Origin of the sequence: Streptomyces sp. NPDC046931, from assembly GCF_040644655.1 — a bacterium.
GTDB lineage: Bacteria > Actinomycetota > Actinomycetes > Streptomycetales > Streptomycetaceae > Streptomyces.
The window spans coordinates 1-24,023 of sequence record NZ_JBEYWX010000022.1 but is presented as its reverse complement, the minus strand read 5'-3'; the positions used below and the strand labels follow the sequence as shown (position 1 = coordinate 24,023).

Annotated in this window: 23 protein-coding genes and 2 pseudogenes; 14 read left to right on the top strand and 11 right to left on the bottom strand. The window is 70.9% G+C overall.

What is annotated here, in order from left to right:
* Window positions 1-400 precede the first annotated feature (400 nt).
* The 4 genes from ABZ876_RS29765 (at window position 401) to ABZ876_RS29750 (ending at window position 4,164) form a co-directional block, all read left to right on the top strand.
* Complete coding sequence (locus ABZ876_RS29765) at window positions 401-1,720, top strand: hypothetical protein (protein WP_361787724.1); 1,320 nt, start codon at window positions 401-403, stop codon at window positions 1,718-1,720.
* A 62-nt stretch (window positions 1,721-1,782) separates the two neighbouring features.
* The gene (locus ABZ876_RS29760) at window positions 1,783-3,066 is read left to right on the top strand and encodes a NucA/NucB deoxyribonuclease domain-containing protein (protein WP_361787722.1); all 1,284 of its coding nucleotides are present in this window, start codon (window positions 1,783-1,785) and stop codon (window positions 3,064-3,066) included.
* 18 nt (window positions 3,067-3,084) lie between these two features.
* Window positions 3,085-3,615, top strand: coding sequence for a hypothetical protein (locus ABZ876_RS29755; protein WP_361787720.1), 531 nt, complete (start codon window positions 3,085-3,087; stop codon window positions 3,613-3,615).
* Between the two features lie 399 nt (window positions 3,616-4,014).
* Window positions 4,015-4,164, top strand: a complete 150-nt coding sequence (locus ABZ876_RS29750) for a hypothetical protein (protein ID WP_361787718.1) — start codon at window positions 4,015-4,017, stop codon at window positions 4,162-4,164.
* Window positions 4,165-4,189: 25 nt separating this feature from the next.
* On the opposite strand, the gene ABZ876_RS29745 is transcribed toward ABZ876_RS29750, so the two are convergent.
* From ABZ876_RS29745 to ABZ876_RS29735, 3 genes are all read right to left on the bottom strand, one after another.
* Window positions 4,190-4,888, bottom strand: coding sequence for a hypothetical protein (locus tag ABZ876_RS29745; RefSeq protein ID WP_361787716.1), 699 nt, complete (start codon window positions 4,886-4,888; stop codon window positions 4,190-4,192).
* A gap of 270 nt (window positions 4,889-5,158) precedes the next feature.
* Entirely contained in the window at window positions 5,159-5,401 is a 243-nt protein-coding gene (locus ABZ876_RS29740) for a DUF6480 family protein (RefSeq protein ID WP_361787714.1), read from the bottom strand.
* Window positions 5,402-5,511: 110 nt separating this feature from the next.
* Window positions 5,512-5,985: a MarR family transcriptional regulator gene (locus ABZ876_RS29735; RefSeq protein ID WP_361787712.1), complete on the bottom strand. Its 474-nt coding sequence runs from the start codon at window positions 5,983-5,985 to the stop codon at window positions 5,512-5,514.
* A 119-nt stretch (window positions 5,986-6,104) separates the two neighbouring features.
* On the opposite strand from ABZ876_RS29735, the gene ABZ876_RS29730 reads away from it, so the two are divergent.
* A complete protein-coding gene (locus tag ABZ876_RS29730; protein WP_361787710.1) occupies window positions 6,105-6,491 on the top strand; it encodes an HGxxPAAW family protein in 387 nt (128 codons plus the stop codon).
* A 12-nt stretch (window positions 6,492-6,503) separates the two neighbouring features.
* Here ABZ876_RS29730 and ABZ876_RS29725 read toward each other — a convergent pair whose 3' ends face one another.
* On the bottom strand, window positions 6,504-7,001 hold the full coding sequence (locus ABZ876_RS29725) for a hypothetical protein (protein ID WP_361787708.1): 498 nt from the start codon (window positions 6,999-7,001) through the stop codon (window positions 6,504-6,506).
* A 180-nt stretch (window positions 7,002-7,181) separates the two neighbouring features.
* On the opposite strand from ABZ876_RS29725, the gene ABZ876_RS29720 reads away from it, so the two are divergent.
* From ABZ876_RS29720 to ABZ876_RS29690, 7 genes are all read left to right on the top strand, one after another.
* A complete protein-coding gene (locus tag ABZ876_RS29720) occupies window positions 7,182-11,774 on the top strand; it encodes a cation-translocating P-type ATPase (RefSeq protein WP_361787706.1) in 4,593 nt (1,530 codons plus the stop codon).
* A gap of 225 nt (window positions 11,775-11,999) precedes the next feature.
* On the top strand, window positions 12,000-13,826 hold the full coding sequence (locus ABZ876_RS29715; RefSeq protein ID WP_361787704.1) for a gamma-glutamyltransferase: 1,827 nt from the start codon (window positions 12,000-12,002) through the stop codon (window positions 13,824-13,826).
* Window positions 13,827-13,944: 118 nt separating this feature from the next.
* Window positions 13,945-14,790: an inositol monophosphatase family protein gene (locus tag ABZ876_RS29710; protein WP_361787702.1), complete on the top strand. Its 846-nt coding sequence runs from the start codon at window positions 13,945-13,947 to the stop codon at window positions 14,788-14,790.
* A gap of 158 nt (window positions 14,791-14,948) precedes the next feature.
* Complete coding sequence (locus tag ABZ876_RS29705; RefSeq protein ID WP_361787700.1) at window positions 14,949-16,358, top strand: NAD(P)/FAD-dependent oxidoreductase; 1,410 nt, start codon at window positions 14,949-14,951, stop codon at window positions 16,356-16,358.
* Window positions 16,355-16,864, top strand: a complete 510-nt coding sequence (locus ABZ876_RS29700; RefSeq protein ID WP_361787698.1) for an O-acetyl-ADP-ribose deacetylase — start codon at window positions 16,355-16,357, stop codon at window positions 16,862-16,864. Before ABZ876_RS29705 ends, ABZ876_RS29700 begins: the two co-directional genes overlap by 4 nt.
* 125 nt (window positions 16,865-16,989) lie before the next feature.
* Window positions 16,990-18,468 (top strand): AlkA N-terminal domain-containing protein, encoded by a 1,479-nt coding sequence (locus ABZ876_RS29695; RefSeq protein ID WP_361787696.1) that lies wholly within the window; start codon window positions 16,990-16,992, stop codon window positions 18,466-18,468.
* Window positions 18,469-18,491: 23 nt separating this feature from the next.
* Window positions 18,492-18,974 carry a methylated-DNA--[protein]-cysteine S-methyltransferase gene (locus ABZ876_RS29690; RefSeq protein WP_361787694.1) on the top strand — a complete coding sequence of 161 codons (483 nt, stop codon included), beginning with the start codon at window positions 18,492-18,494 and terminating at the stop codon, window positions 18,972-18,974.
* On the opposite strand, the pseudogene ABZ876_RS29685 reads toward ABZ876_RS29690, so the two are convergent.
* Both ABZ876_RS29685 and ABZ876_RS29680 read right to left on the bottom strand, forming a co-directional pair.
* A pseudogene (locus ABZ876_RS29685) lies at window positions 18,971-19,133 on the bottom strand (NAD-dependent deacetylase); the annotation flags it as partial. The gene ABZ876_RS29690 and the pseudogene ABZ876_RS29685 sit on opposite strands and share 4 nt — an antisense overlap.
* Window positions 19,134-19,172: 39 nt before the next feature.
* A complete protein-coding gene (locus tag ABZ876_RS29680) occupies window positions 19,173-19,415 on the bottom strand; it encodes a hypothetical protein (protein ID WP_361787692.1) in 243 nt (80 codons plus the stop codon).
* Here ABZ876_RS29680 and ABZ876_RS29675 point away from each other — a divergent pair.
* Window positions 19,386-19,490: a hypothetical protein gene (locus tag ABZ876_RS29675; protein WP_361787891.1), complete on the top strand. Its 105-nt coding sequence runs from the start codon at window positions 19,386-19,388 to the stop codon at window positions 19,488-19,490. The genes ABZ876_RS29680 and ABZ876_RS29675 overlap by 30 nt on opposite strands.
* Before the next feature lie 51 nt (window positions 19,491-19,541).
* On the opposite strand, the gene ABZ876_RS29670 is transcribed toward ABZ876_RS29675, so the two are convergent.
* The 3 genes from ABZ876_RS29670 to ABZ876_RS29660 all read right to left on the bottom strand — a co-directional run bounded on the left by ABZ876_RS29670 (window position 19,542) and on the right by ABZ876_RS29660 (window position 21,874).
* Window positions 19,542-20,240 (bottom strand): Sir2 family NAD-dependent protein deacetylase, encoded by a 699-nt coding sequence (locus ABZ876_RS29670; RefSeq protein WP_361787690.1) that lies wholly within the window; start codon window positions 20,238-20,240, stop codon window positions 19,542-19,544.
* Between the two features lie 115 nt (window positions 20,241-20,355).
* Window positions 20,356-20,556 (bottom strand): hypothetical protein, encoded by a 201-nt coding sequence (locus ABZ876_RS29665; RefSeq protein WP_361787688.1) that lies wholly within the window; start codon window positions 20,554-20,556, stop codon window positions 20,356-20,358.
* 577 nt (window positions 20,557-21,133) lie between these two features.
* Entirely contained in the window at window positions 21,134-21,874 is a 741-nt protein-coding gene (locus tag ABZ876_RS29660; RefSeq protein ID WP_361787686.1) for a Sir2 family NAD-dependent protein deacetylase, read from the bottom strand.
* A gap of 251 nt (window positions 21,875-22,125) precedes the next feature.
* Here ABZ876_RS29660 and ABZ876_RS29655 point away from each other — a divergent pair, with 251 nt between their 5' ends.
* Window positions 22,126-22,311 carry a hypothetical protein gene (locus ABZ876_RS29655; RefSeq protein ID WP_361787684.1) on the top strand — a complete coding sequence of 62 codons (186 nt, stop codon included), beginning with the start codon at window positions 22,126-22,128 and terminating at the stop codon, window positions 22,309-22,311.
* A gap of 348 nt (window positions 22,312-22,659) precedes the next feature.
* Here ABZ876_RS29655 and ABZ876_RS29650 read toward each other — a convergent pair whose 3' ends face one another.
* The gene (locus ABZ876_RS29650; RefSeq protein ID WP_361787682.1) at window positions 22,660-23,349 is read right to left on the bottom strand and encodes a hypothetical protein; all 690 of its coding nucleotides are present in this window, start codon (window positions 23,347-23,349) and stop codon (window positions 22,660-22,662) included.
* Between the two features lie 309 nt (window positions 23,350-23,658).
* Window positions 23,659-23,907 (bottom strand): annotated as a pseudogene (locus ABZ876_RS29645) (transposase); the annotation flags it as partial.
* Window positions 23,908-24,023: the final 116 nt, after the last annotated feature.

The following is a 24,023-nucleotide window of genomic DNA, read 5'->3' as shown; positions in this document are numbered from 1 at the left end:
GACGGTGGGCATCTGTTGGCTCACGAGGGTCAGAGCAGGGCCGTGTGGGCCGAAGCCCGCGCATTGGTCAGTCATGCTGAACCAAGAAGTGCTATTGGCCGATGAGGGCACTGCTCGGCGCTCTTCCCATGTGCGGCAAAGGATGCTGCGAAACTGCTGGTTGAGCGCATCGCGCCCGTGATGCCCGAGAGTGATGTCTCGATGCAGCGGCAGGAGCCGCTCACGACTGGTGCAGCAGGGCACGCGCCATGAGGTCGCCCCCGCACGGCATCCTGCGACAGAGCTCAGTGACATGGATCATGCGCACACATCGAGCCAACTCGTGCGATTAGCGGACAAGCGGTGATGTGGCAGCAGTAGGTTCCTCGATGGCCACAATTGATCGTTTCTAGGGGGAACCTTGTCGCGTTCACGCGCGAGATTCTTTGCTTTGGCCTGCGTCGGGACTGCCGCACTGACCGCTCTCGGCGCTGCGCCGCCAGCCAGTGCGGCTCCGCCCAACGAGGCGTGCAGCATCCTTTACAACGACCGCCTCACCTCTTGGGCCATGACGTGCAGCCAGCCTGGCGAGCCGATGATCGGCGGCTTCGCCACTTGGCGTAACGTGCCCATTACCTTCGACCAGGTCGACACCGCCTCGGCGACCGTGCAGGCGTCCAACTATCTGAGGGTCACTCCGAACACCGAGAGCAGCCCGCTGGCCGCCAACATAGAGATAGGCCTGTACGCGCAAAAGACGGGCAAGACCGCGCACACCTATGGTCCGCGCTGGTCGGAACTGACCACCAGTGGTGGACGTACCAAGGCCATCACTGCTGGCGTAAATCCGGCCAAGCCGGACAACCGCAACCACACCTATATGACCGTCCGGCAGGACCACGGCAACCAGTGGGACGTGCTGTACGACTTCAACAAGGTCGGCTCCACGACAAGCCAGCTCAAGGTGGTGGGCGGTAACACGAACCGTGTCGACGTAGGTCTGGAGGTGACCGGCTCCCGGTACATCAACGTCCCCTCGATCGCGAACCGCATGCAGTTCATGGCCGAGAACAAGGCGTGGAAGCAGGTGGCCACCCGTAACACGGCCAAGTCCGTCACGCTTCCAGGCTGCGGCACCGCCCATAAGCCGCCAAGCTGCTTCACCACGAAGCTGACCGACAGCACGAACTTCACTCAGTGGACAGTGAGCAAGCCGCGCCGGCAGGCAGCCGCGCTGACCCCGCTTAACGCGGCATACCCTGTTCCCGCCCGCCGCCCGGCCGCCGACGGTGGCCTGCCCGGCACGTTCAACGGCGTGGACCAGCAGGCCCTTCAGGGTTGTCTGGACAACGACCCCAGCGGCTGCCTGGTCACCGTACCGGGCCTGGCCGACTGCGTGGTCACCGTCCGGGTGTGCAACGCGGCAGCCTTGCCCAGCAGCACTACCGACGACACCACGGGCAGCACGCACGTGTCCGACGCCGACATCCGCAGCCAGGCCGCAGCCGCCTTCGACGTCCCCGCGGACACCCTCACCCTCACCCCGCCGGCTGCGCCCGCCGGGCTGGCAGCCCGCCTTCACGCCGCGGACGGCGACGCAGCCTGGACGGTCACCTCCGCCGACTCCACAGCAGGGCTGCAGCACACCGGCCACCGCTTTGACGGCTTCACCGCCCGCTACTCCGCGCGCACGGGCGCACTGCTGGATGCCTGCTGGGGCGATCTGTGCGACGCCTCGTGATCGGCGTCTTCTCCCCGAGCAGCCCTCGTTCCGCCCCTGTGTGCAACGCAAGGAGTCCCCAGGTGAAGCCCCGTACAGCACTGGCACGTTTCGCCCGCGGCGCCGCAGCCGCGGCCGCCCTGATCCTGCTCACTGCGGCCACCACGGCCGCCCACCCCTCACCTGACGCCGACCCGGCTTCCGGGCCGGGCGCCTTCGTGGACGCCGCATCCCTGCCCGCCGACGAACTGCGCGGGCTCGACCACCCCATCCCCTTCGCCGAGTACGCTCGCGCACACGGCTCGAGTGCCGCTGTACGACGGTCTGCCGACGACCCCGACCCGGGCGAGCAGAAAGATCTGCGGCAGCAGTGTGCTGACCACGCGGCCCAGGCCAAGTCCGCCGCCGGCTGGATCAAGTCCCGTTTCGAGAGCTGCCAGAAACGGCCGTACGACCTGGTCCTGCGCGACATACATGGCACTACGTCCATAGGCCGCTTGTGGTTCGACATGTGGACCCTGGGCTTCGCCTACGACGGCACCCGCCGGGTCGACTTTGTCACCAGCATCGAGAACATCCGTGTGGAACCCATCCCCACCGAGGACGCCACGAAATGGCGGGTCGGCCAACACTTCCGCCACAGCATCAACGCCTCAACCAGCGACCCCGACCCCCAAGTCACGCCGCCGGAAACCACTGAGCGCGACGAACTGCTCGGCGCCTGGGACCGCAAGCCGCAGTGGAGCCTCACCTACACCTCCCCCGACAAAGGCCCGCTGTTCGACCAGGGCAACCAACAGCGCGTCCTCTCCACCGTCTTCCTGGACCTGACCGCCAGCTCGCCCAGCGCCGCTCCCTACACCGGCGGGGTCGACGCCTATCACTCCAACGTCCGCTATGACTACGCGGGAAAGGTCGCGGGCAAGTACAAAGGCACCGTCTTCAACCAGGCCAGGGTGGAAATCGTGATGAGCCAGAAGGACCCGGACGTCAAAGAAAGCGCGCTGCATATATTTGACGCCCAGAACCGGCCCGAGCGCACCTTCCCCTCCTGGCCCGGCAAGACCGTCCCCGGTGCGAAGGAGCCCCTGCACCGGTTGATCAACAAGGACAAGCAACAGGCCAACCGCGAGCATTCGATCAAGGAATGCGAGAAGGTGTGGGGTAACTACTCAGGCTCGGGCCTCCAGTGTGACGAGTACCCCTTCGCCTCCACCAAGGAAGGATCCACCAAGGGCGACAACCGGTTCTCCGTCCGCCTCATCGACGGCGACGACAATGAAACCGGCGGCCGCAGGCTCGACGGGATGTACACCCTCAATCGGATCCTCGACGGCGACGCCTTCTACGTGAAGATCACCAACTAGCAGGGAAGGCACGGCTCCATGGCGCTCCTCGCCGAATACAGCTGCAAGGCCACCCCCGGCCGCCGCGTAGTGGAGATCTACGACGCAGACGCCTACCTCGGCGACGACGATGCCATGAAAGCCGCCCGCACACAGGTGGTAGCCGGGAACGGCTACCACCTGTACCTGCGCAGCCTCCAGCCCGACATTGACGTCGACGTCACGATCCGCATCTGGGACACCCCATTGCCCAGCCCACCCGCCGACGCCGAAGGCCATATCCCCGTCAGCATCGAATCCGAGACCGGCATCCTCGTCATCAATCAGCTCGGCCTGGGCCCCGCAGGAGAAATGAACCTTCCTCGCCCCGGTGTCTACGAAGGCCACGCCTGGTGGACGAACCGCCAGGTAACCGCCGCCTACTACGACACGACCCTCGGTCGGCTCACCGACGACACCCCCGACGGCTGGCTCACGGAAGCCTGGCGCAACTGTCCCGTCACCGAACGCTACGTTCTCGACCTCGCTTACACGCGCGAACCCGAACCCATCGATGACGAGGACCTCTGAGGCGACCGTCTGGGTGGCGTGAGCTGACACATCGGCCAGCGCATGCCCGACAACTTCCGCTTCACCGCCACCGCTGGGAAGCCGCATGGATGATCACGCCCAACGCGTGATGCGCGCTCCCCGTATCACCACGAGCAACCTCATCGCGACATCCCGGCCCCCTTCAGTAGCGCTCAGCCACCACGATGCCGCCGCATGAGGAATAGTCATGGCCGGTGGAGCGGCGTGTCATGCGACTTGATGGTCGTGTCCTGGTTGGATTCCTTGGCGGGTTGGTCGACGAGGATGAGCCTGGTGGAACCTCAGCCCTCAAATCGGCCCATGGGCAGGGACAGACCGCGCCAGCCGGTTGATCGCGGTGCCACGGGCGACCGTCTACGGCGCCCTCCTGGACCGGCGGTGGGATCCCCGGCCTGGTGGCGGGTTCCGGGTGGTCCTCACCTATCTCGACACCGCCGGCATTACGGCTGGGCGGTGGGCCTCGGCACCTCCATGGTGGTGTACCTGGCGCTGATGCTGCTGCGGCGCCGCGAGGAGGCCGCCGACTGAGGTCCCGACCGCGTGCGGAGGACGGTCAGCTCTGCTTCCGGCCGTTCTCCAGCGCGGTCACCGCTTCCCGGGCCGCCTTGATGGCACCCTTGTTGATCTCGTCGGTCCCGGGCGCCTTCTTGGTCTCGAAGTCGCTGCCGTTGTACGTGACCGACACCAGCGCGTTGGACGAGCGGACCAGCACCACACCCTCGCGGGTCTGCTGCTTGTCCTCCGTGGTCAGGTTCACCACGGAGTAGCCGTCGTCGCCGATACCGGGGACCGAGCCTCCGCCGCTCTTCTCCGCGGTGCGCTGGGTGTACGCCTTCTGGGCCGCGGCCTGCGAGTCCGTGATCTCGAAGGTCACGTCGAGCCATCGGTAGTCGAAGCCCTTGAGCGCGTTCCAGGAACAGGTGCGGCGGATGGAGGCGTCCGTCGACGGGATCTCCTTGCCGGCCGTCTTGGCGCCCGGAACGAGTGAGGTGATGGTGCTCTTGGCCAGGGTGACGCACGGCGCCGGTGCGGCGGCGTACGCCTTGGCCGTCGCCGCCGGGTTCGCGGGCGACGCGGACCCCGGGGAGCCGCTCTGCGCGTCCTGCGTGTCGGGGCTTCCCTGTGCCGGCCTCCCGCCGGTGGCCGGGGCCGCGGCGAGCGGACCGGACGACAGGGCCCAGCCGGCCGAGGCGAGCACGGCGACCGGCAGCAGACGTGCGGTCAGGGCGAGCGGCAGAGGCAGAGAAAGCACGGCGCACTTCTCGTGGGGGACGGTGCGGAGGGAGTCCGCACTGCGGACGGGACGCCAGTGTCACATGACTCCCTGTGAGGCGGAAGGGCGAACTCGCTCCGTGCCCGTGTGATGACAGTGCTCGATGTTGACGGGGTGTGAGTTTCTCTGCGCTCGGCACGGTGTGCCCGTTATGTCCTCGCCTCCGCATCGGAGCACCCCGGAGGGAGGGCGGCCACGGTCGCCGCCCTCCGAGCGTTGCCGCCCCGCGCACAGGGCGTTCGCGGCGGACTATCGCAAGATCAGTGCCAATGCGTAGGCCAGGAAGAATCCGGCCACCAGCAGGGTCAGAAGCGTGATCGCGATCAGCGGGCCCTTGGCCCAGCCGCGCGTCCGGTCGTAGACCACGTTCGGGGCGGCACCCGAGGTGCTGCCCTCACCGGGCGGGGTCTCGCCCGGCGGAACCCCGCCCGGCTCCACGCCGGGTGTCGGCGCCGACTCGGGGTCGGGGCCGCCGTACTGCCTGTCCCGCATGCCGTCCTCCTCGCCCTCCCGGTCGATGCGCTTCCTGCACGTGCCGAATACCCCCATCATCGCCACTTATTCGGGCAGTGCGGACAAAAGGGCTCAGTGACCGGCGAGGGTCAGGTCTCGCACGACTCCTCCAGGTAGGTCCGCGCGAGCGCACCGGCACGGCTGAACCAGTCGGCGAGGACGGCGATCTCCTCCTGTGTGTAGTCCGCGAACAGCCGCTCGAGGAGCGTGTTGTACGGCTCGTAGACGGCCCGCACGCGCTCGGCGGCGGCCGGGACGGCGGCCACGAGCACCCGGCGCCGGTCGGCCGGGTCCGGCCGGCGGGTGACGAACCCGCCGCGCTCCAGGCGATTGATGACGCCGGTCACCGCGCCGGTGGTGACATGCGCGCGCCGGGCCAGGTCACCCGCGGTGACGGGTGAGTCGCCCGCCCCCAGGACGTACGCGAAGCAGATCAGGTCCGTGACGCTCAGGCCCAGGTTTCGGGCGAACTCCTGCTGTCCGACGATGCTCGTCGCGATGAGGTCGTCCATGGCGGCGAGCGCATCCGCGGCGGAAGCGGGGAGGTGAAGCCTGCCCTCCATTAAGTTCCCTTAGCGCCTAAGATAAATTCCTCACTTACTGAGGCACCTTAACCCGGCGTCGGTGGTGCGGCCATGGCATGCCGTGCCGCAGCCCCGGCGGGCGCGAGGAGGCAGGGCAGATGAGCGGACTGCACGACGAAGGCCACACCGTCGCCGGCTGGGCCGGTTGCGCCATCGCCACGGCCGGGGCAGTGGTGGCCGGCATGGGCATCTGCGGCCGGCACCCGGGCATCTGGATGGGGCTCGCTCTCATGGTGCCGGCACCGCTGGTCACATGGGCCCTGCATCTGGCCGGCTGGGGCAAGGCGCCCGGTGCACGGCCGGCCGGCGAGTGGGGTCTGACGGTCCGGGACCGCGCCGCGCGCCAGGGCCACCCGGACTGCCTCGGGTGCCGGCTGGCCGGACGGCGTGGGGCCCCGGCGGCGGCCGGTGCCGCTCCCGAGCCCGTCGCCACCGCCCCCCGTGTCCGAACCGTCGGCCTGACGGACCACCGCGCCCGTCAGTAGGTGGGGACGGCGTCAGGAACCTTGCCGTGCGGGCAGGCTTTTGGGCCGCAGTAGGGCATAGCCGATGCCCACGCCCACCGCCAACGGCCAGTCGACGGCGCCCACGACTGCCAGCGCACCGAGGCCGGCGTACAGGGGCAGTCCGCGTCGGGCGGTCAGTGCGCCGCGGACGGTGGCCGCCGGACCCGCGACGGCGTCGACCGCCCAGATGGCTGCCTCACCGAGCCCCGGGAGGGTGAGCGTGATCGTGCGCCCGCCGAACGCGGCGGTGGGATTCCGCTTCGGCGACTTCCCGGCCCGACCCGCCTCGGGCCGCGGTGTCTTCTTGGTCGCGGTCGGCTTCTTCGCCCCCGACACCCTCTTCGCCCCCGACACCCTCGTCGTCTCCGGCGGCTTCTTCGTCTCCGGCGGCTTCTTCGCCTCCGGTGTCCTCGTCGTCTCCGAGGCGGGATGTGACGGCTTGGCGATGCTCGTGTTCGGGCGCTTCTCGGCGGTCCTCGGCGTGGTCACGGCTCACATCCGTTCGTGGGTCCGGAACGTCGCCCCTCAGCGAGGCACAAGTTACCCGCGGACAAGGAGGCCTGCGAGCCGGGAAGCCGTTCGGACCAGTATCACGGGCGGGTGGCACCGGGGTGGCTCATGCTGATCGCGAGGGACGAGGGACCGGCCTGCTGCGGAGGTGGCACGCGGATGTCGTTGTGGTCCGGGGTGCCCCTGCCGCTGCCCGCGCCGCTGGCCCGGAGCCTGGCGGGCGGGGTGGCCGCCGGTGTGCGTGAGGCCGTGGACGGGGCCGCCCGGTTGCTCGGGGTGGACCGGCGGGACGTGTGGTCCCGCGCGGGGCGCTGTCACATCGACGTACGGGGGGTGCGCGGGCCGCGCGGCATGTGGGTGGGCCGGCTCGTGGAGCGCGCACTCGAGGAGCATCCGGGCGTGGTGTGGGCCCGGGTGAACGCCCCCGCGGAGCGGGTCGTCGTGGAACTGGCCTCGCCGCCACCGCCCCGGCAGGAACTGCTGCGGATCATCGCCCACGCGGAGGCCCACGGCGCCGCCGCCACCGCGGATCCGGGCGGATCCGACCAGTGGTGCCCCGAGCCGCACCATCCGTGCGAGGGGCCCCGTACGCGGCCGACGCTTCCGGTCCTCGCGGCCGACATCGCGGGGCTGCTGCTCACACTGGCCACGCGCCTGTCGCCGTGGACCCCGCTGCCCGCCGAAGTGGGGGCCCTCGCCTCGGCCGTCCAGTATCACCCACTCCTGCGCCGGTTGGCGGCGTCGGTCCTCAGCCACCGGGAGCGTCCGGAATCAACGCTTCCGGTGCTCAACGCGATCGTTCAGGGCGTGGCCACCCGCGGCGGTGGGCTGGTCCTCGATGCGGCGCAGCGTGTGGCGCAGTGGCGGGAGGCGAACGCGGCCCTGGAGGCGTGGGCGGAGGCGGAGCCGCGGTTGGTGCGCGGCCCGGAGGACGCGCGGGCCGAGCCGACCGTGGCTCAACGGCCCCAGGAACACCAGGACGTGACGGAGCGCTATGCCGCACGGGCCATGGGGGCGGGCGCGGCCGTCGGCGCCCTGACGACCCCCGGCGTGGGGCCGAGGCGCGCGCTCGCGGTGGCCTTGTCCAGCATGCCGAAGGCGCCGGAGGCCGGGCGGGAGGGTTTCGCCACCACCCTGGGCCGGTTCCTGGCACTGCGCGGCGTCGTGGCCATGGACCGCGGCGCGCTGCGTCGCCTGGGCCAGGTGGACACCGTGCTCCTGGATGTGGACGTACTGCGCAGCGGCCGCCATGAGCTGACCGATCTGGAACTGCTCGGCGGCGCCGACCCCGCGGACGTGTCCGACCGGCTGTTCGCGCTGTTCGACCCCGCCGCACTCGCCCGCGTCCACCATGACGACGACGGCTGGGCACTCGGTCCCCTGGAGGACCTGGAGCTGACGGGCCGCACCGGCCGACGGGCCGCGGACCGGCTGCGGCACCGAGGCAGCGAACAGGTGCTGGGCCTGTCCTTCCGGCGCCGCCTGGTGGCCGTGGCGGGGGTGGCGACACAGACGCTGCCCGGCGCGCAGGCCCTGGCGGCCGCGGCCCGCCGCTCGGGGATCCGCGTTGTCCTCGGCGGCGACCGGACGTATCCGGAACTCGGCTTCGTCGACGCGATGGTGCCGACCGGGAACCGTCTGGTGGCGTCCGTGCGCGGGCTGCAGGCGGACGGTGCGGTGGTGCTGCTCGTGTCGGGCAACCGCCGTGCGCTGGGCGCGTCCGACTGCGGTATCGGAGTGCACCGCGAGGGAGAGCCACCGCCCTGGGGCGCCCATCTGCTGGTCGGCACCGACGTGGACTCGGTCGCGCTGATCCTCACCGGCGTCGGCGTGGCCCGTCATGTCGACCGGGACAGCGCGGTGCTGGCCGCGAGCGGCAGTGGCATCGGTGCGGTCGCGGCCCTTCGGGCACCGGCCGCCGAGGCGTGTTCGCGCGGACAGGCGGCCTGCAACACCGCCGGGGGCATCGCCTTCGCCCTGGGGGTCTGGCGCGCACGGCAGCTGTGCTCGCGCGCCGTCACCCCCTCCGTGGAGATGGTGCCCTGGCACCTGATGCCGCCCTCTCAGGTCCTGGGGCGGCTGCGCACGAGCACCGACGGGCTGTCCGCGCAGGAGGCCGACGCACGGGCCAAGGGCCCGTCACGGACCGGCGTGACGCCGCGGACGACCCTGCCGTCGGCGTTCGTAGAGGAGCTCGCCAACCCGCTGACACCCGTGCTGGCCGGCGGTGCGGCCCTGGCCGCCTCCGTGGGCTCACGGGCGGACGCCGTACTCGTCGCCCTGATCACCGCGACCTCGGCGCTGGTCGGCGGCGTTCAGCGGGTGCGGACCGAACGGGCCCTCGCCGAGCTGACCGCGCGCTCCGCCGTGGGCGCCCGGGTGCGACGCGAGGGGGCCGAGCAGCTGGTCACCGCGGAGGACCTGGTGCCGGGAGACGTCATCCTGCTCCGGCCGGAGGACGTGGTGCCTGCCGACTGCCGCCTGCTTCAGGCCCAGGGACTCGAGGTCGACGAGTCGTCGCTGACGGGCGAGTCGCTGCCCGTCGCCAAGGACCCGGCTCCCGTGGTCGCCGAGCACCTCACCGACCGCCGCTCGATGCTCTACGAGGGCACCACCGTCTCCGCCGGGGAGGCGGTCGCCGTGGTCGTGGCCACCGGGGCGGCCACCGAGGTCGGACGCACCATGGCCACCGCCCGGGAGGCGGCACCGACCACCGGCGTCGAGGCACGGCTGTCGTCTCTCACCAAGGCCAGTCTGCCCCTGGCGACAGGCTCCGCGGCGGCGGTGGCCGGGGCCGGGCTGCTGCATGGACGTCCGCTCGCCGAGAGCGTGGCCTCGGCGGTCAACCTGGCGGTCGCCTCGGTCCCCGAGGGATTGCCCTTCCTCGTCAACGCGGCCCAGCTGGCCTCCGCGCGCCGCCTGGCCGAACACGGCGCACTCGTACGCAACCCGCGCACCATCGAGGCGCTCGGCCGGGCCGATGTGCTGTGCTTCGACAAGACGGGAACCCTCACCGAGGGCAATCTGCAGCTCATCGCCGTCAGCGACGGGGAGCGCACGCTCTCCGTCGGCCGGCTCGGCCCCCGGCACCGGACGATCCTGGCCGCCGCGCTCCGCGCCACCCCCGCCGCCCGCCAGTCGGAGCCGATGGCACATCAGACCGACCGCGCGGTGGACGCGGGGGCCCGCCGGGCCCGGGTGCCGGTCGGCTACGGCGCGCCCCGCTGGCGGCGCACCGGCACCCTGCCCTTCGACCCGTCCCGCGCCTACCACGCCACAGCCGGCCGCACCGCCGGCATCACCCTGCTCAGCGTCAAGGGCGCCCCGGAGGTCGTGCTGGCCCGCTGCCGGCGCAGACGCCTGGACGGGGTGGAGAGCGCACTCGACGACGCCGGGCACACAACGCTCACCGGTGCCACCGAGAAGCTGGCCGGAGCAGGCCGCCGCGTCCTCGCCGTGGCCGAACGGACCGTCGAGCCGGGCGAGGAGATCACCGACGACGCGGTACGCGATCTGGTCTTCGTCGGATTCGTCGTCCTGGCCGACCCGGTGCGTCCCGGTGCGGCCCCGGCCACCAGCCGGCTGCGGGCGGCCGGGGTGCACACCGTCCTGCTCACCGGGGACCACGCCGCCACCGCCGAGGCCATCGCCGCCTCCGTCACCGGCGACCCGGACCAAACCGTGTGCACGGGGCCGGAGCTGGACGAGCTGGACGACGACGCGCTCGACGCGCTGCTGCCGACGGTGGATGTGATCGCCCGGTGCACACCCCACCACAAGGTCCGTATCGTCGAGGCGTTCCAGCGTCTGGGCCGGGTGGTGGCGATGACCGGCGACGGGGCCAACGACGCCCCGGCCATCCGTCTCGCCGACGTCGGTATCGCGCTGGGGCGAAGGGGCACCCCCGCGGCCACGGCCGCCGCCGATCTCGTCATCGGTGACGACCGCCTGGAGACGATCGTCACCGCCCTGACCGAGGGCCGGGCGATGTGGTCCTCGGTCAGGACCGCGCTGGCCATCCTGATCGGCGGCAACCTCGGCGAGGTCACCTTCAGCGTGCTGGCCTCCGCACTGTCCGGCAGGTCGCCGCTGAGCGCCCGTCAGATCATGCTGGTCAACCTTCTCACCGACCTCGCCCCCGCCCTCTCCATCGCGGTGCGCACCCCGGCCGAGAGCACTGGGGAACAGCTGCTGGAGGAAGGCCCCCACCAGTCGCTGGGCACCGCGCTCACCCAGGAGATGCTGCAACGCGGGCTCACCACCGCCCTCGGCTCGGGGCTGGCCTGGACGGCCGCCCGCTTCACCGGCACACAACGGCGCGCCGGAACGGTGGCGCTGGTCGCGGTGGTGGGCACCCAGCTCGCCCAGACGCTCACCAGCGGCGGCGCGGACCGCCAGGTGCTCGCCGCCACCATCGGCTCGGCCGCGGTACTCGTCGGCATCATCCAGACCCCGGGCATCAGCCGGTTCTTCGGATCCACCCCGCTGGGGCCCGTCGGCTGGGGCATCGCCCTGGCGGCCATCACCATCGCCACGCTCCTCCACTCGACGCTGGAGCCCCTCGCCGGTCGACTGGCCCGCACGGGCTGGCTGCCCTCGGCGGGAGCGGGGTCCGGCGACACCGGGGACACAGCGCCGCCGTCGCCGTCGGCCGCGTCCGCCCTCGCCAAAGGCGCGATGACATGGGTGAGCGGCACGCTGTCCCGGCTCGGCCTGCACACACCGGACCTCGGCCTGCCGGCTCCTGTCTGAGGGGGACGCCCCCTGGACGACATCCGCAGGCGCGACGTCGGCCTGTAGAGCTCCGCACCGCCTCCCCGGCTCCTTGGGGCGGGGCGGCGCCGAGCGACGCGCTCCCCGGGGAGGTGCATCTGCGCCTCCCCGGGGCGCAGCGCGATCGGTAGCCTGCTCGGGCATCGGGTGGACCCGAGCCGACCGAACGGACCGATGCGCGTGCACAGCGAGGTGAGTCGCCAGATGTTCACCACCCGGCCCACGCTCCAGGGCACCTTCGGCATGGTGTCGTCCACCCACTGGCTGGCCTCGCAGTCGGCGATGGCGGTCCTGGAGGACGGCGGTACGGCGTTCGACGCGGCCGTCGCGGGAGCGTTCGTCCTGCACGTCGTGGAGCCGCATCTCAACGGGCCGGCCGGCGAGGTCCCGATCCTCCTGGCCCCGGTGGGCGGTGAGGTGCGGGTGCTGTGCGGGCAGGGCGTGGCACCCGCCGGGGCCACGACCGCGCACTACCGGGACCTGGGTCTCGCACTCGTACCCGGCACCGGTCCGCTCGCCGCGGCCGTCCCCGGTGCGTTCGACGCCTGGATGCTGCTGCTGCGCGACCACGGCAGGAAGACCCTCGCCGACGTCCTGAAGTACGCCATCGGCTACGCCGACCACGGGCACGCGCCCGTGGAACGCGTCGGCGAGACCGTGGAGAGCGTGCGGAAGCTGTTCGAGACCGAGTGGGCCTCGTCTGCCGAGGTCTACCTGCCGGGCGGACGGGCGCCCCGCCCCGGCGCGCTGCTGCGCAATCCCGCCCTGGCCGCCACCTGGAAGCGGTTGCTCGCCGAGGTGTCCGGAGCCGGGGACCGGGTGGCGCAGATCGAGGCCGCCCGTGAGGTGTGGCGGTCCGGATTCATCGCCGAGGCCCTGGTGCGCCAGGCGCGGCGGTCCACCATGGACATGACCGGCGAGCGGCACACCGGCACCCTTACGGCCGGCGACCTTGCCGCCTGGTCCGCGTCCTACGAGGCGCCGGCGACGTACGACTGGAACGGCTGGACGGTGTGCAAGCCCGGCCCCTGGAGCCAGGGCCCGGTCTTCCTCCAGCAGCTCGCCCTGCTCCCGCCCGAGCTGCCCCGCTACGGCAGCGCCGACTACGTCCACCTGCTGATCGAGGGCTGCAAGCTCGCCATGGCCGACCGCGAGGCCTGGTACGGCGACGCCGCCGAGGTGCCGCTGGACGAACTGCTGTCGGACGCCTACAACGCCGGACGGCGCGCCCTGATCGGTGACAAGGCGTCGTACGAGCTGCGCCCCGGCGCCCCTTCGGGCCGGGCTCCACGGCTGAGCGTGCACGCGCGTGTGGTGGCCGCCGACGAGCCCGGCTTCGACCCGATGGGGGTCGGCGAGCCGACGGTCGTCCGCCACCCGACCTGCGCGGTGCCCGGCGAACCGGACGTCGGTGCCTTCGGGGCGACCCGCGGCGACACCTGCCACCTCGACGTCGTCGACCACTGGGGCAACATGGTCGCGGCCACCCCCAGCGGCGGCTGGCTTCAGTCGAACCCGGTCGTGCCGGAGCTGGGTTTCCCGCTCGGCACCCGGCTCCAGATGGCCTGGCTGGACGAGGGCCTGCCCAACTCCCTGACACCCGGGCGTCGCCCGCGCACCACCCTCACCCCCTCCATCGCGTTGCGCGACGGTGTGCCCGTGCTGGCGTTCGGCACGCCCGGCGGCGACCAGCAGGACCAGTGGCAGCTGCATTTCTTCCTCGCGGCCGTCCTGCGCCCGCCGGTCCGCGGCGGCCTCGACCTGCAAGGTGCCATCGACGCCCCGAACTGGCACAACGACAGCTTCCCCGGCTCCTTCCACCCGCGCGGCATGCGGCCCGGCAGCATCACCGTGGAGTCCCGCACGGATCCCGCGGTCGTCGAGGAGCTGCGCCGGCGCGGTCATGACGTCACGGTCGGGGGCGCATGGTCCGAAGGGCGGCTGTGCGCGGTCGCCCGCGACCGGGAGACCGGCGTGCTGTCCGCGGCGGCGAACCCGCGCGGGATGCAGGGGTACGCGGTCGGACGCTGACCGAGGCCGAGGGGCGACGCCCCCGACCCAAGATCCGGGCACCCGGTGTTCATGTCGATTCCACTGCGTGTACACCGGGCCGGTGGGGATTGTCAGTGCCGCGTGCTCTCATGGAGGCATGATCGGAGACACCGAAACCATCGACGAGTTTCTCGCCCACCGCACGTCCGACGTGGAGGAGGCCGTCCGCACGGCGGCCGCCACCGAGATCATGCCGCGCTTCCGCAGCCTCGCCACGCACGAGATCGACGAGAAGAGCGGCCCCCACGACCTGGTCACGGACGCCGACCGCAAGGCCGAGGCGTATCTGACGGAGGCGCTCGCCAAGCTGCTGCCCGGCTCGGTCGTGGTGGGCGAGGAGGCGGTCCACGCCAATCCCGCGACCTACGACGCGATCCGCGGCGAGGCGCCCGTGTGGATCGTCGACCCCGTCGACGGCACCCGCCAGTTCGTCCACGGGGATCCCGGATTCTGCACCCTGGTCGCGCTCACCCAGGGCGGCGTCGTGCACGCCTCATGGACGTACGCACCGGTCCACGACCGGTTCGCCACGGCGATACGGGGCAGGGGCGCGTTCCTCGACGGCAGCCGCCTGCACTCCGGCTCACCGGCCGCGGGCCGCGACCTGGAGGTGGCCACGTCCCACCCGTACTACACGACGGACGAGCAGAAGCGCGCGCTCCTCGGCCTCCAGACGAAGGGCGTCCGCCCGCGCTCGTGCGGATCGGCGGGCCTGGAGTACCTGCAGATCGCCCAGGGCCTGCTGGACGCCACGGCGTTCTGCTGGGAAGCGGCCTGGGACCACGCCGCGGGCCTGCTGCTGGTCGAGGAGGCGGGCGGCAGTCAGCTGACGGTCGCGGGTGAACCCTTCCGCATCACCGGGGGCAACGCCCTGCCCTTCACCGCGGCCCGCGACGAGGCCACGGCGCGCCGGGTGGTGGAGCTGCTGACCCGCGGGACCTGACCGCCCGCGCCGACGGGCGTGAGGCCCCCCCCGGGCGCCGGAAACGGAACCGCACCCTCACCCGATGGCCGCCCCCCGCGCCGCAGTCGCGCCGGATCTCGGGCATATCCTGATGCCCAGTGGCCGTCGGCTGACGAAGGAGTCCGAAGGTGCCGTCGATGCTCGATGCGGTCGTGGTGGGGGCCGGGCCCAACGGACTGACGGCTGCCGTGGAGCTGGCCCGCCGGGGCTTTGCCGTGGCCGTCTTCGAGGCCCGCGACACCATCGGGGGCGGCGCCCGCACCGAGGAGCTGACGCTGCCCGGTTTCCGGCACGACCCGTGCTCCGCCGCGCATCCCCTCGGCATCAACTCGCCGGCGTTCAGAGCAATGCCCCTGGAGCGGTACGGCCTCGAATGGCTGCACGCCGAACTGCCCATGGCCCACCCCTTTCCCGACGGCACGGCCGCGGTGCTGTCCCGATCCGTGGCCGAGACGGCCGCCTCGTTCGGCCCCCGGGACGCGGGCACCTATCGCCGGCTGGTCCAGCCCTTCCTGAGGCACTGGGACACGCTGGCCCGGGACTTCATGTCCCTGCCGCTCACATCCCTGCCACGCGACCCGGTCACCCTGGCCCGCTTCGGCCTCGTCGGCCTGCCGCCCTCGACGTGGCTGATGCGCCGCTTCCATGACGAGCGGGCCAAGACCCTGTTCGCCGGGCTCGTCGCACATGTGATCGCTCCGCTGGACGGCTTCGCCACCGGCGCGATCGGCCTGGTCTTCGCGCTGGCCGCACACGCCCGCGGCTGGCCCGTTGCCCGCGGCGGCTCGCAGTCCGTCTCCGACGCGCTCGCCGCGTATCTGAAGGACCTGGGCGGCACCGTCCACACCGACTACGAGGTCAAGCGTCTGGACGACCTCCCGCCGGCCCGCGCCTATGTCTTCGACACCTCGCCCACCGCCCTGGCCCGTATCGCGGGCCTCGGGCGGTACTACGACAAGTACCGCTACGGCCCCGGCGTCTTCAAGATCGACTATGCGCTGGACGGCCCCGTGCCATGGACCGCGCGGGAACCGCGCGTCGCCGGCACCGTCCAGATCGGGGCCGACACCGCGGAGATCGGTACCGCCCTGCGCGCCGTGTCCCGAGAGGGCCGCGCCCCCGAACGGCCGTTCCTCATCAGCGTGCAACCCAGCGTCGCCGATCCCGGCCGCGCCCCGGCCGGCAAACACGTCTTCTGGGTGTACGGACATGTGCCGCACGGCTGGCGCGGGGACCTCACCGACGCCGTCGAACGCCAACTGGAGCGCTACGCCCCGGGCTTCCGTGACCGTGTCCTCGCCCGCGCCACCGCGGGACCGCCCGAACTGGCCGCCCGCAACGCCAACTACGTCGGCGGCGACATCGCCTCCGGCGCGGCGTCCGGACTCCAGCTCATGCTGCGCCCGAAACCGTCCCTGTTCCCGTACCACACCCCCCACCCGGCGGTGTTCATCTGCTCGTCGGCCACCCCGCCGGGCCCCGGCGTGCACGGCATGTCCGGCCACAACGCGGCGAAGGCCGTCTGGCGGAGGCTGAGGCAGTCATGACCACCCTCACGTTGGTACAGGGCGACATCACCCGGCAGAGCGTCGACGCCATCGTCAACGCGGCCAACTCCTCGCTGCTGGGCGGGGGAGGCGTGGACGGCGCGATCCACCGGCGCGGCGGACCGGCGATCCTCGAGGAGTGCCGCGGACTGCGCGCCTCCCGGTTCGGCAGGGGCCTGCCCACGGGCCAGGCGGTGGCCACCACGGCGGGCGAACTGGACGCGCGCTGGGTGATCCACACGGTCGGACCGGTGTACTCCACGACGCAGGACCGCTCGGAGCAACTGGCCTCCTGCTACCGGGAATCGCTGCGCGTCGCCGACGAACTCGGCGCCCGTACGGTCGCGTTCCCCGCGATCTCCGCCGGCGTCTACCGGTGGCCGATGGAGGACGCCGCCCGCATCGCGGTGGAGACGGTGCGCGCCACGGACACGGCGGTCGAGGAGATCAGATTCGTCCTCTTCGACGAGCGGGCCTACGCGGCGTTCGCCGCGGAAGCCGGCTGACGGCGCGGACACCGGCCGTCGGCGCGGACACCGGCCGCCGGCGGGACGGGGAGAACGGCAGGCAGGCCCACGTACATGTCGCAATTCCGCCAGCCCTGATCCCGCCCGTGACCGATGCTGAAGTCATGCGGAACGGAATGCACACCGACAGGGAGCGCTGTGTGCGCGCGGTCCAGTCCAAGGACGCGCGCTTCGACGGCTGGTTCTTCACGGCGGTCCTGACCACGCGGATCTACTGCCGCCCCAGCTGTCCGGCCGTACCGCCGAAACCGGAGAACATGACGTTCCACCCCAGCGCGGCCTCCTGCCAGCAGGCCGGGTTCCGCGCCTGCAAGCGGTGCCGCCCGGACACCAGCCCCGGCTCGCCCGAATGGAACCAGCGCGCCGACCTCGTCGCACGAGCCATGCGGCTCATCGCCGACGGCGTCGTCGACCGTGAGGGGGTTCCCGGCCTCGCCGCCCGCCTCGGCTACAGCACCCGCCAGATCGAGCGCCAGCTCCTCGCCGAGCTGGGCGCCGGGCCCCTCGCGCTCGCCCGGGCCGAGCGCGCCCGGACCGCCCGGCTGCTCATCGAGACGACCGCACTGCCGATGGCCGACCTCGCGTTCGCGGCCGGCTTCTCCTCGATCCGCACCTTCAACGACACCGTCCGCGAGGTCTTCGCGCTCTCACCGAGCGAGCTGCGCGGCCGCCGCCCGAAGAACACGGCGACCGCCCCCGGCGTTCTGAGCCTCAGGCTGCCGTTCCGGGCCCCGCTCAACCCCGACAACCTCTTCGGCCACCTCGCGGCGACCGCCGTCCCGGGCGTGGAGGAGTGGCGGGACGGCGCCTACCGGCGCACCCTCCGGCTGCCGTACGGCCATGGGATCGTGGCGCTGACCCCCCAGCCGGACCACATCGCGTGCCGGCTCACCCTCAGCGACCTGCGCGACCTGCCCGTCGCCATCAGCCGCTGCCGCCGCATGCTCGACCTGGACGCCGACCCGGTCGCGATCGACGACCAGCTGCGCACGGATCCGGTGCTGGCTCCCCTGGTCGACAAGGCGCCCGGCCGCCGGGTCCCCCGGACCGTCGACGAGGCCGAGTTCGCCCTCCGCGCCGTCCTGGGCCAGCAGGTCTCCACCGCCGCGGCACGCACTCACGCGGCCCGACTGGTCACCGCGCACGGCGAGGCGGTGGAGGACCCGGAGGGCGGCCTCACCCACCTCTTCCCGGCGCCCGAGGCGCTGGCGGCGCTCGACCCCGAGTCACTGGCGATGCCCCGCACCCGCCGGACGACCTTCACCACCCTGGTACACCGACTCGCCGAAGGAACCCTCCACCTGGGCGCCGAGAGCGACTGGGAGGACAGCCGCGCCCGGCTCCTCGCCCTGCCCGGCTTCGGCCCCTGGACGGTGGATGTGATCGCGATGCGCGCCCTCGGCGACCCCGACGCGTTCCTGCCGACGGACCTGGGCATCCGCCGTGCCGCGCGGGAGCTGGGACTGCCGTCCACTCCGGCCGCGCTCACGGCCCGCGCGGCGGCCTGGCGGCCCTGGCGGGCGTATGCGGTCCAGTACCTGTGGGCGACGGACAGCCACCCGATCAACTTCCTTCCCGTCTGAGGACATCCAGCTGAGGACATGCGGTGAAACAGCACACGATCATCGACAGCCCCTATGGCCCGCTCACCCTCGTCGCCGACGAGGGGGTGCTGTGCGGCCTGTACATGGCCGGCCAGCGTCACCGCCCGCCGGAGGAGACCTTCGGCGAGCGGGACGCGAGCCCCTTCGGGGAGGCAACGGACCAGCTGACGGCCTACTTCACGGGCGAGTTGCGGGAGTTCACCCTCGAACTGCGCCTGCACGGCACGCCGTTCCAGCGCGGCGTGTGGGACGGGCTGCGCCGCATCCCCTACGGTGAGACCCGCTCGTACGGTGAACTGGCCGCCGACCTCGGCAACCCGGGCGCCTCCCGCGCGGTCGGCCTCGCCAACGGCAGGAACCCGGTCGGCATCATCGTCCCCTGCCACCGCGTCATCGGAGCGGGCGGCGGTCTGACCGGCTACGGCGGCGGACTGGACCGCAAGCGCCGGCTGCTGGACTTCGAGCGCGGAACAGCGCTGTTCTAGCCCTCGCGGGGCCCCTGAAGCAGCTTCGGCAGCGCCGTGCCGATCGGCTCCCGTACGACGACCTGGCCGGCCAGGTCCTCCCACGGGAGCCGATCGGCGTTGGATGATCAGCCGGGCCCCGTGGGCGGCGGCGACACCGGGGAGCCAGGCGGCGGACTGTCCGTGCGGACCATCGCCGCCCACGTCCACTGACCGCTGTCACTCCTCGCTCACGGAAGACGGCCGCCCGTCGTCGAGGATGCCCAGCAGGCTGACGAAGCTGGCGTCGAGGAACACGCGGAGTTCGTCCCGCGCGCCTGTCCCGTCCACCGGCCAGTTCGTCATCGCCTCCTCCGCGAAGGCGACCGGCTGCACGAGGACCAGGAACACGTCGAGGGGCTCGTCTTCGACCCCACCAACGTCCCACCGGGCATCGAACTGTCCGACGACCCCGTCCTGCACTTCCGTTCCCAGGTATACGCGGAGTCCCACCGCCGCCGCAGCCAGGAGGACAAGCCGCGCATCAAGCCGGAGTGACCCGTCGCCGGGCCGCGCACAGCGAAAAGCCGCTGGTACTGGCTGCTGGTACTAGGAGTTGCCCTCGGGGCTCAATCGGCGCAGGAGTCCGGGCAGTGCGGTGCCGATGGGCTCTCGTACGATCTCGTCGGCGCGGTCGTCGTATGGGGTCGGTTCGGCGTTCACGATGATCAGCCGGGCCCCATGGTCGGCCGCCAGACCCGCGAGCCCGGCGGCGGGCTGCACCTGGAGGCTGCTGCCGACCGCGAGGAAGACCGTGCACGCCTTGGTGATGGCGACGGCCTCGGCCAGCAACGCCGGGTCCAGCCGCTCGCCGAACATCACGGTCGCCGACTTCAGGATCCCGCCGCACTCCAGGCACGGCGGATCGTCCTCGCCCGCCTCGACGCGGGCGAGCGCGTCCTCCATCGGCCCGCGGGCATGACATTTCGTGCACATGACGCTACGGGCCGTGCCGTGCAGTTCGAGCACCTTGCGGGCGGGCATTCCGGCGAGCTGGTGCAGCCCGTCCACGTTCTGTGTGATCACCCGGACGGGGACCCCGGATCGCTCCAGCTCGGCCACGGCCCGGTGCGCGGCGTTCGGTTCGGCCATCAGCGTCCGGTTCCCGCGCCGCATCTGCCAGGACCGCCGCCGGATCTCCGGATCGCCCATGTAGTACGCGTACGTCACGAGCTTCTCCGCCTCCGGATCCCGCCGCCACAGCCCGCCCGGACCGCGGTAGTCGGGGATCCCGGAATCGCAAGGCATTGGTGGAGGTAACACCGGCACGCGGCCGAGGCGTGCTGCCGTTCGTCCGCGTACCGATTCCAGGCTCCAAGGCGAGCTCTCGTGCGGGCGAGGCTCCTCGAGTGCCCGCGACGGCTTACGCAGCGGCAGGCGGCTCATGGTCGTCGTCCGTCGAACGCGGAAGCTCGGGCCGCCGGAATCGCCGCCATGCGTCCCGCGCCTGCCCTGCCGAGTCCAGCACCTCAGGCACCTCGTCCAAGAGCTTCTTGATGGCGGTGAATGCCATGGAGACCACGCCAGCGATGGCGAGAATGAAGAGGATGGCCGTGCCGTCCACCGATCCTTACCTTCCCTGTCATGGGTCGGATCGGGTGCGCAGGCAGCCTCGATCCGAACCCTCTGGTTCGGACCGAGACACCCGCGCTGACGCACCGAGCGCAAATGTTCTCGGGGTGGGCCAAGATTACACTCAGCCCAGGTACTGCTTTCCTTTGTCCCTGTCTGGCGGCACCGTCTTCTAGCTTGTGCGTCCGAGCCCTGGCTTCACATACTCAGAGCCCGCCAGCTTCCAACGGAGCGACCTCCTGGTTCCTGCTGTCGAGTGCAGAGCGCCCAGGTGCGCACGGGCTATCTCGCCCGATGCATCTAGGCTAGCGCATACCGGTGCGGCCGTCGCTAAGACGCAAATGTGCCCTGCTCCCTAGAAGTTGGGGCAGGGCACATGGCGGGTCGGACGAAGGGGACGCCGGACCGCTCCGGTCGGGGAGCCGATATCCGTGGAGCGGGAGCACTCGCAGAGTGGCCACTGGCTGTTGATCAACGGCTGCTTGGGGAGTCCCTCGGCTCGGCCTGAGCCGGGTCACTAGCTGACGTCGCTCGTCGCTTCCGTCATTGCTTGTCGAGGGTTTCGCCGGTCACTTGTCGTCACTCTCACTGCTCAGCCCCTTCAACAATTTGGGCAGGGCGGCGCCAATTGGTTCGCGGATGACCTCGTTGGCGTGGCCGTCGTACGGGGTCGGTTCGGCGTTGACGATGATGAGCCGGGCGCCCCGGTCGGCGGCGATGCCGACGAGGCCTGCGGCGGGTTGGACCTGGAGGCTGGTTCCCACGGCGATGAAGAGCTGGCAGGCCTTGGTGATGGCGATGGCCTCGTCCAGTACCTGAGGGTCGAGGCGCTCGCCGAACATTACCGTCGCCGACTTGAGGATCCCGCCGCACTCCAGGCACGGCGGGTCGTCCTCGCCGGCCTCGACCCGGGCGAGGGCGACCTCCATCGGGCCGCGCGCGTGGCACTTGGTACAGACGACGGTGCGGGCGGTGCCGTGCAGTTCCAGTACCTTGCGGGCGGGCATGCCGGCGAGCTGGTGCAGCCCGTCCACGTTCTGTGTGATCACCCGGACCGGCACCCCGGACCGCTCCAGCTCGGCCACGGCCCGGTGCGCGGCGTTCGGCTCGGCCTTCAGCGTCCGGTTCTGGCGCCGCATCTGCCAGGAGCGCCGCCGGATCTCCGGATCGCCCATGTAGTACTCGTACGTGACGAGCTTCTCGGCCTCTGGGTCCCGTCGCCACAACCCGTTGGGCCCGCGATAATCAGGAATCCCCGAATCGGTGGAGATACCTGCGCCACTGAGAATGGCTACAAGAGGCCAGTTCATGAGCCGAGAGTAGGACGCCGGCCTGCTCGGGGCGAATGGATATCGGGGTGGGTGCGTCGCCCGTAGGTTGTGCTAACTGGCAGTGTGTGCCCGGTAACAGTCGCTGACTGCAGGCGGGAGGCCCCTACGACTACGGCATCTGTCCGCAGATGGATACTTGGGTACAAGTGGCCCGACCGGCAAGAAGTTGCTGCCGCTGACGGTCAAGAACGCTGGTCTGACGTCGGCTTCGAGTGGTCACGAGCACTGACGTGAGCGAGGCACTCGATCGGGTGATGAAGGCGCTGGCGGGGGTGAGCGAGGAGGAGGTGGCGGCTGCGCTGGCTGCGGCCGGCGCTTCGGCCCCTCGCCCGTCGGCGCCGTTGGCGTCCTCCAGGAGTCCGCTGCCGAGTCCAAGGAGCGCCTCGCGGATCGTCTCCGAGGTGGAGTGGGTCTGAGGAATCGTCGCCCACGAGGCGACCGCCTACGACCGCACGTGTCGTTGTCTACCCCGTCCCGTAGCAGATGAAGGGGAGCAAAACTTCCTTCTCCCGGGCTTGACAGGTACCAACAGCAGTAAATTTTGGACAGCAAAAGTCCGAGCGGGTACTGCGGGGCTGGGTGGGACGGGGCCCAAGCTAATTACCCATTTAACCAATTGGGGCGCGTCCATGCCCGATGGGGCTCGCTCCGGTTCCCACGGATGGGGGTCTCGGGTTCCTTCGGCCACCGAGGTCTGGGCGAGGTACCGAACCAGATGGCTTCGCGACTACTCGCATCACTTCGTGGAGTGATCCACGAACGAGCTAGGCATCTGTGTCGTCGGCTTCGGTAGCTGATGGACCGACGAACACCGCCAAGTAGCGGAACTCACCGCCTGCTCCGCCCTGCTCGGAGTACTTCTCCCACTCGAGGGGGTAGGTGCCTCGCAGACTGCATGTGTTCGGTTCGTAGGTCCCCTCGGCCCAGAGCAGAGTCCCGGCAAGTTCCCGTCCGTGGTGCATCCGGAAGTCATGATCCCGAGTACGTCGGCGGCCGGGGCCCGGCGGGGCCCACAGGGACGCCTCGTTGGTCAGGATGAGGGCAAGACCGTTCTGGCCGGGCCGACGGCAGAAGCGCTCCAGTCTCGCTATGTCCCGAACAAAGTGCAGGCGGGCGAGGTCGGTGGCGCCATGCGCCTTCAGGGCGTAGTCCTCGACCGGAACGCCGGCCTTGCCTGTCCAAGCTCGGGTGAAGTACTTGAATTCGATCGCAGTGCGGTCCCCAGGACCGAGGCACTGAAGGTCTAGATACTCGGTCTTACCCGACCCTCGCTGCGGCACCTCAAGCCTAGAGTGCACGTCTGGCGCCAACTCCCAGAGCGCCCGGGCAAAACTGTGCTGAAGGTCGGCTTCGGAGTGGAAGACCGGCCTGTGCCGACCCAGCTTCGCCATGACGTCGTCGAGTGAGACCCGTCCAGCAATCATTCTCATGCGGTCCATCGGTGCTATGGTCACGGCGCTATTGAAGTCGCCCCGCGCCTCAACTCTCAAGCTGTCTGGGCCTCATGCCTCAAGCCCCTGGGCTTTGCCGGATCCACGAAGCGCCCTGGACATCCACTCAGAGGTGGAGTGGGTCTGAGCCTGCAGAACTCACGGCCGCATGCGCTTCGAGTGGAGCTCGCTCCCGCCGCAAGGCTGTCCACGAGGCAAGTACTCTTTCAGCCTAGGCAGCAGGACGGTGGCCAAATGTCCGGCTAGGCCTGCAGCCTAAGGGCTGTCCCGCAAATGATCTACGGCGTGCGGACTGACCAGCCCGTTTTTCCGTTATCCGGCCAGGGTGAGGTTGTGCAGGCGGGCGATGCCGAGCATGGCGTGGTGGACGCCGTCGCCTTTCAGGCGGCAGTCGCGGAGGATCTTCCACGCCTTCATGCGGGCGAAGACGTGCTCGACGCGGGCGCGGACCTTGCGGTGGGACGCGTTGTGTTCCTCTTTCCAGGACGGGAGTTCGGCCTGGCCGCGCTCACGGCGGTGAGGGATGACCAGGCCGGTGCCCCGGTAGCCGCCGTCTGCGATAACTGAACCGCTCCGGGGTTGGTGGAGGCTCCGGCCTGCCCCGAGTTACACAGAGTCGGGATACCTGATTTCACGCTACAGGTTCTGCACGCAGTTCGTACTCCACTGGGCTGAGC